General features: G+C 68.5%; 1 protein-coding gene. It reads left to right on the forward strand.

The window, feature by feature from the left end; genetic code table 11:
* Positions 1-787: 3-hydroxyacyl-CoA dehydrogenase family protein (locus QZH66_RS17420; RefSeq protein WP_305807097.1), on the forward strand; the 787-nt coding region annotated here is incomplete at both ends.

Consider the following 787-nt stretch of genomic DNA (forward strand, 5'->3'; position numbering starts at 1 on the left):
TCGGCATGGTGGGCGCCGGCATGATGGGCGGCGGCATTGCGCTGGTGGCGGCGCAGCGCGGCATCGATGTGGTGCTGCTCGACCGCGACCAGGCCGGCGCCGAACGCGGCAAGGCCTACGCCGAAAAAGTGCTCCAGCGCCTGGTGCAAAAAGGCCGCTCGACACCGCAAAAGGCCGACGCCATCCTGGCGCGCATCACGCCCACGGCCGACTACGCGCTGCTGAAAGATGCCGACATGGTGGTCGAGGCCGTCTTTGAGGATCGCGCCATCAAGGCCGAGGTCACCCAAAAGCTCGACGCCGTGCTGCCCGAGCATTGCGTGCTGGCCAGCAACACCTCGGCGCTGCCGATCACGCTGCTGGCGCAGGCCAGCCGCCGGCCCGAGCGCTTCATCGGCCTGCATTTCTTCTCGCCCGCCGACCGCATGCCGCTGGTCGAGGTGATTCGCGGCCAGCAGACCTCGGACGCGACGCTGGCGCAGGCGCTGGACTTCATTGCGCAGCTGAAGAAGACGCCCATCGTCGTCAACGACCACCGCGGCTTCTTCACCAGCCGCTTCATCGGCGCCTTCGTCGATGACGCGATCGGCATGGTGGCCGAGGGCATCGCGCCGGCGCTGATCGAGAACTGCGCCAGGCACGCCGGCATGCCGGTCGGGCCGCTGGCCATCACCGACGAACTGTCCATCGAACTGTCGGTGCACGCGGGCGAGGCGCAGGCGCGCGAATTCCCGGACAGCTACCGGCCCGGCCGCTCGGTGCCGGTGCTGAAAAAGCTCTACGACCT

This window comes from Stenotrophomonas sp. YIM B06876 (assembly GCF_030711595.1).
Classification (GTDB): Bacteria; Pseudomonadota; Gammaproteobacteria; order Xanthomonadales; family Xanthomonadaceae; genus Stenotrophomonas.